General features: G+C 59.9%; 5 protein-coding genes. 2 read left to right on the top strand and 3 right to left on the bottom strand.

Features of this window, described 5'->3' with window-relative positions:
- Window positions 1-77: 77 nt before the first annotated feature.
- A complete protein-coding gene (locus AC1DLB_RS19680; RefSeq protein WP_018926307.1) occupies window positions 78-1,076 on the bottom strand; it encodes an AraC family transcriptional regulator in 999 nt (332 codons plus the stop codon).
- Between the two features lie 337 nt (window positions 1,077-1,413).
- Between AC1DLB_RS19680 and AC1DLB_RS19675 the strand changes: the two genes are divergently transcribed.
- A complete protein-coding gene (locus tag AC1DLB_RS19675; protein ID WP_111455173.1) occupies window positions 1,414-2,748 on the top strand; it encodes a dicarboxylate/amino acid:cation symporter in 1,335 nt (444 codons plus the stop codon).
- Window positions 2,749-2,892: 144 nt separating this feature from the next.
- The gene (locus AC1DLB_RS19670) at window positions 2,893-4,074 is read left to right on the top strand and encodes a CaiB/BaiF CoA transferase family protein (RefSeq protein ID WP_477743504.1); all 1,182 of its coding nucleotides are present in this window, start codon (window positions 2,893-2,895) and stop codon (window positions 4,072-4,074) included.
- A gap of 24 nt (window positions 4,075-4,098) precedes the next feature.
- Here AC1DLB_RS19670 and AC1DLB_RS19665 read toward each other — a convergent pair whose 3' ends face one another.
- Both AC1DLB_RS19665 and AC1DLB_RS19660 read right to left on the bottom strand, forming a co-directional pair.
- On the bottom strand, window positions 4,099-4,593 hold the full coding sequence (locus AC1DLB_RS19665; RefSeq protein WP_477785480.1) for a SprT family zinc-dependent metalloprotease: 495 nt from the start codon (window positions 4,591-4,593) through the stop codon (window positions 4,099-4,101).
- A 149-nt stretch (window positions 4,594-4,742) separates the two neighbouring features.
- The gene (locus tag AC1DLB_RS19660; RefSeq protein ID WP_018926304.1) at window positions 4,743-5,345 is read right to left on the bottom strand and encodes a Yip1 family protein; all 603 of its coding nucleotides are present in this window, start codon (window positions 5,343-5,345) and stop codon (window positions 4,743-4,745) included.
- Window positions 5,346-5,614 lie beyond the last annotated feature (269 nt).

Below are 5,614 nucleotides of genomic sequence, written 5' to 3'. Positions count from 1 at the left end.
GGTTTGGGGTCGCTTCGCAACCCAGCGGGAGCAAGCTCCCTCGCCACAACAGCATGGCTGCCTGCAAAGTTGTGAAATCAGTTCTCCTGCGCCCGATAGGCCCCCGGCGTCAAACCCGTCCACTTCTTGAACGCCCGATGAAACGCCGAAGGTTCGGAAAACCCCAACTGCTCGGCAATCTGTTGCAACGATAGATCCGCCCGCCCCAGGTGATAAATCGCGATGTCCCGGCGTAACTGATCCTTCAATTCCTGAAAACTCGTGCCTTCCTCACGCAAATGCCGACGCAAGGTTTGCGGGCTGATGTGCAGGTGCGCCGCCACTGCTTCCAAGTCCGGCCAGCGTGCACTGTCGCGGCTGAGCAAGCGCCGCAATTGGCTGCTCAGGCTGTCGCCTTCGTCGGGGCGTGACAGCAGGTCGGCGGGGGAGCGCTCGAGAAAGTGCTTGAGGGTTCGTTCGTCCTGCAACAGCGGCATGTTCAGGTAGCGGCTGTGGAACAGCAGGCTACTCTGAGTAGTATCGAACGTTAGCGGGCAGGAAAACAGCAAGTCGTATTCGGCCCCGTGCTCGGGCCTCGGGTAGCTGAATGTGGCGTGCTCCAGACGAATGCGCTGGCCGATCAGCCAGCTGCCGAACCGATGCCAGATCACCAGCAGGCTTTCGCTGAGGAAGTGGTCCGGGTCCCACAGCGGTGAATCGTCGAGGCTCAGGCGAATCATCTCGCCTTCGCGGCTCAAGGTCAGACGCGGCGCCCCGGGAAACAGGCTGTAAAACAACAGGCCGCGATTGAGTGCTTTCTCCAGCGTGCGGCAGTGGATCACCGCGTGGCACATCATCGCGAAGCTGCCGGGTTTGCTCGGGGCCTGCCCGAAGCCCAGGTATTCGTCGTCCAGGGCCAGCCACAATCCCTGGATCAACCGGGTGAACTGTTCCGGCGCGATTCGGGCGCGCGGTTCTTCAAGCAACTCGGGGCTGATCCCCAGTTGCTGCAGCAGGCTCGAATAGTCGTAGCCACGTCGGCGTGCGCCGCCGAGGGCGGCACGGGCGAAATGGCTGGCGATGGTGCGTTCACGCATGGGGCAGGTCCGTCCACTGAGCAATGGATGGTAGCGGTGCCCATCGACGATGAACAAGGCGGATATCCGCCAAATTGCAGGACGAGGTCAGGTGGGTTGGCGGAAATCCGCCACATGGTGGTAACTGGTTGGTGACCAAAAGAAACCTGTAACCCTTGATGTCAAAAGGCTCGCAGGCTTTTTGGCGAATGTGGCACGGGCCTTGCGATACAACCAGCAGATGCCTGCCGTTGCGCAGCTCGACAAAACAAATCCCTCCAGTGCAGGAGGGTTCGCAATTGAAGTGTCTTGGGCAACAGATGGATGTTGTCACCGGGCGCTCTTGAGGAACTTTGCAATGACGACTCGTCAGCCACTGTACAAATCCCTGTATTTCCAGGTGATCGTTGCCATCGCCATCGGCATCCTGCTCGGTCACTTCTACCCGCAGACCGGTGTAGCCCTCAAGCCGTTGGGTGACGGGTTCATCAAACTGATCAAAATGATCATCGCTCCCATCATTTTCTGCACCGTCGTCAGCGGTATCGCGGGCATGCAGAACATGAAGTCGGTCGGCAAGACCGGCGGTTACGCGCTGCTCTACTTCGAAATCGTTTCGACCATTGCACTGCTGGTCGGTCTGGTGGTGGTCAACATCGTGCAGCCGGGTAACGGCATGCACATCGATGTCACCACGCTGGATGCCTCAAAAATCGCTACCTATGTGGCTGCCGGTGCGGATCAAAGCGTCGTTGGCTTCCTGCTTAACGTGATCCCGACCACCATCATTGGTGCGTTCGCCACGGGCGATATCCTGCAAGTACTGATGTTCTCGGTGATCTTCGGTTTCGCCCTGCATCGCCTGGGTGCCTACGGCAAGCCGATCCTGGACTTCATCGACCGTTTCGCCCACGTGATGTTCAACATCATCAACATGATCATGAAGCTCGCGCCGCTCGGTGCCTTGGGTGCCATGGCGTTCACCATCGGTGCTTATGGCGTTGGCTCGCTGGTGCAACTCGGTCAGTTGATGGCTTGCTTCTACATCACCTGCCTGCTGTTCATTCTGGTGGTGCTGGGTGGTATCGCTCGCGCTCATGGCTTCAGCGTGCTGAAAGTGATCCGCTACATCCGTGAAGAACTGCTGATCGTACTGGGTACTTCCTCTTCGGAGTCGGTACTGCCACGCATGCTGATCAAAATGGAGCGTCTGGGTGCGCAGAAATCCGTGGTAGGTCTGGTGATCCCGACCGGCTACTCGTTCAACCTCGACGGTACGGCGATCTACCTGACCATGGCGGCAGTGTTCATTGCTCAGGCAACCGACACCCACATGGACATCACTCACCAGATCACTCTGCTGGTGGTGTTGCTGCTGTCCTCCAAAGGCGCTGCTGGCGTGACCGGTAGTGGCTTCATCGTACTGGCCGCTACCTTGTCCGCTGTTGGCCACCTGCCGGTTGCCGGCCTGGCGCTGATCCTGGGTATCGACCGTTTCATGTCCGAAGCCCGCGCGTTGACCAACCTGATCGGTAACGCGGTTGCCACCATTGTTGTGGCCAAGTGGGTCAAGGAACTCGACACCGACGTGCTGCAATCCGAGCTGGCCTCGGGCGGTCGCGGCATTGCCGACGAGCCTAAAGATGATGTTTTGGGCCACGTCGAAGGGGCAACCCCGACGAACGCCAAGTAAGCCTTGTTGTAAATGAAAAACCCGCTTCGGCGGGTTTTTTGTTGCCTGCGATTTGAGCGTAACGGTCAGTGTCACTGGCACATAAGGTGATTGCTGCAATGTCCCGGGCTGCCTAGGCTTGGGGGACTGCACTGGAGAACGCTCATGCTCGGTCCACTGGCATCACTCAAGGTTCTGGATTTCTCGACATTGCTGCCGGGGCCGTTCGCCTCGTTGCTGTTGGCGGACATGGGCGCCGAGGTGCTGCGCATCGAATCGCCGACCCGCACGGATTTGCTGCGGGTGCTGCCGCCCCATGATCAGGGGGTGTCGGCCAGCCACGCCTACCTCAATCGCAACAAGCGCAGCCTGGCGCTGGACCTCAAGCAGCCCGAGGCGCTGGAGGTGATCAAGCAATTGCTTGTGGACTACGACATTGTGCTGGAGCAGTTCCGCCCTGGCGTGATGGAACGGCTGGGCCTGGGGTATGAAGCCTTGAAGGCGATCAATCCACGGTTGATTTATGTGTCGATCACCGGCTATGGCCAGACCGGCCCTTACAAGGACCGCGCCGGCCACGACATCAACTACCTGGCGCTGGCGGGCCTTTCGAGCTACACCGGCCGCGCCGACAGCGGCCCGTTGCCGTTGGGTATGCAGGTGGCAGATGTCGCGGGCGGTTCGTTGCATGGGGTGATCGGGCTGCTGGCAGCGGTGATCGCGCGGCAGCAGACCGGGCAGGGACAGCATCTGGATGTGAGCATGACTGACTGTGCCTTCAGCCTGAACGCCATGGCCGGTGCCGGCTACCTGGCCTGCGGCGTTGAGCCGGGCAGGGAAGAGCAGATGCTCAACGGCGGCAGCTTCTACGATTACTACCGGTCGCGCGATGGCCGCTGGTTGTCGGTGGGCAGTCTGGAACCGGGGTTCATGCAGCAATTGTGCACGGTGCTCGGCCGTCCGGAACTGGCGGCCGAGGGATTGTCGTCCGACCCCGCCCGGCAACGGGCGCTCAAGGACGCGCTGAACATTGAATTCGAAAAACACGACTTTGCCTGGCTGTGTGAGCTGTTTGCCGGGGCCGATGCGTGTGTCGAGCCGGTGTTGAGCCTGGGCGAAGCGGTCGGGCATCCGCAGTTGCAGGCGCGGGAATTGGTGGCTGAGGTGCCGCGGGGCGATGGCTCGACCCAGGCGCAGATGGCCTGTCCGTTGAAGTTTTCAGCGGGGTTGCCTGAGCCACGGCACATCGGCGCCCGGCTGGGGCAGCATACGGATCAGGTGTTGGGGGAGTTGGGGTTTAGTGTTGAGCGGATTGAAGCGCTGCGGCGGGCCAAGGTAGTTATCTAGCGTCTGTCCCGGCCGAAGCTCAACTTATTCGACCCGCATTTCCCCGCTGAACACCAACGTACTGCGACAGCGCCGGCACAAATACCGCCGCCCCTGACGTACCAGGCTATGACGCTGGGCCGAAAACGGGAAATCGCTGTCGGCGCAGGGGCATTTGTAGATGTAGCGGGTCAYGCTGCGACGTTTGACGTCATAGGTGTGGCAGCGGTTGGGCGGCAGTTCGTAGACGCCGCGCATGATCAGTTGCCATTCTTCGCCATGGGGCTGGATGCGGTCGCCGAACAGTTGATGGGCGATCAGGTGCGCGACTTCGTGCGCCACGGTCTGCTTGAGGAAGTCTTCGGTGTTTTCCCGGTACAGCTGCGGGTTGAAGCGCAGCAGGTTCTCGTGCAAATGCGCGACACCGGCTTTTTGCCCGCGCAGCTTGAGGCTCACCACGGGGCGTTTGAAAGGTCGTTTGAAAAAGGATTCGGCTTGCAGGAAACAGTCTTCGACGCGGGTATTGAGTTGCTCGGGCATGCTTGATGGATCTCCAAGGATGTCGAGTATGCCGCAACCCCGAGGGCTTGCGAATCGCTCAGGCGCCGAATGGTCGTTGCTCGCATTAGAAGGCCGCCTTGCGGCGGCCTGTAGTGGCGGAACGTGTTTTTTATGTCGGCGCTGGTTTGTCAGTTGGTATAGACCGGTCCCACGCCAAGGCCCCAGACAATCACGGTAAACGCCATGATGGCCACCAGCACCACCAGTCCTACGGCGAGCACCGAGCTCGAAAACAGGAAGCCCTCGTCAGATGGAATGTTCATGAACGTTGGTAGCCCTACATACAGCAGGTACACCGTGTAGCAGACAGCCGCGGTGCCGACGATCATCCCCAGCCACAAGTGCGGGTACAGCGCCGCCAGGCCGCCGACGAACAGTGGGGTGGCGGTGTACGTGGCGAATGCGATACAGCGCGCCAGGCTCGGGTTGGCGTCATAGGTACGGGCCATCCAGTGAATGAAGGCGCCCATCACCGCGACACCGCCGAGCATTGCCAGGTACGACATGATGGTCATCCATAGCGCGCTTTCCATAGTCAGCATGACCGGCGCTCGGTTACCGATGACCCAGCCGACTTGCGTAGTGCCGATAAACGCCGATATGGCAGGGATCGCCGCCAGAATCAGGGTGTGCGTCAGGTACATGTGGCTGATGCTTTCTTCCTCGTCGCCACGGATTTCTTTCCATTCCTGGTCAGGGTGGGTAAAGAGTCCCACTACGTGATGGATCATGCCAGTCACTCCTCTTGTTGTTGCCATCGCCCCCCAGCGGAGCGCTTACAGGCCAAAGTGGCCAGGTAAGAACAGGTCTGAATACGCGTGCGACCTTATGTCGCAGTATAGAAAGGAGTTACTTGCAATAGTGCGAGGGCTTTAGAGCAAATCGCGCTGTAAACAAATCTGTTAATCGCCGCAAGGTCTGTGCCGAATGGAACCTGTGGCGAGGGAGCTTGCTCCCGCTGGGGCGCGAAGCGGCCCCAAAACAGTCCACCCTGTTGTGT

The organism is Pseudomonas sp. 05N434, assembly GCF_056396965.1.
The sequence above is the reverse complement of the archived record's forward strand: the minus strand, read 5'-3'. Positions and strand labels throughout refer to the sequence as shown.

Coding starts and splice junctions, on each gene's coding strand:
- AC1DLB_RS19680 (WP_018926307.1), bottom strand. CDS start 1,076: ATGCGTGAACGCACCATCGCCAGCCATTTCGCCCGTGCCGCCCTCGGC.
- AC1DLB_RS19670 (WP_477743504.1), top strand. CDS start 2,893: ATGCTCGGTCCACTGGCATCACTCAAGGTTCTGGATTTCTCGACATTG.
- AC1DLB_RS19675 (WP_111455173.1), top strand. CDS start 1,414: ATGACGACTCGTCAGCCACTGTACAAATCCCTGTATTTCCAGGTGATC.
- AC1DLB_RS19660 (WP_018926304.1), bottom strand. CDS start 5,345: ATGATCCATCACGTAGTGGGACTCTTTACCCACCCTGACCAGGAATGG.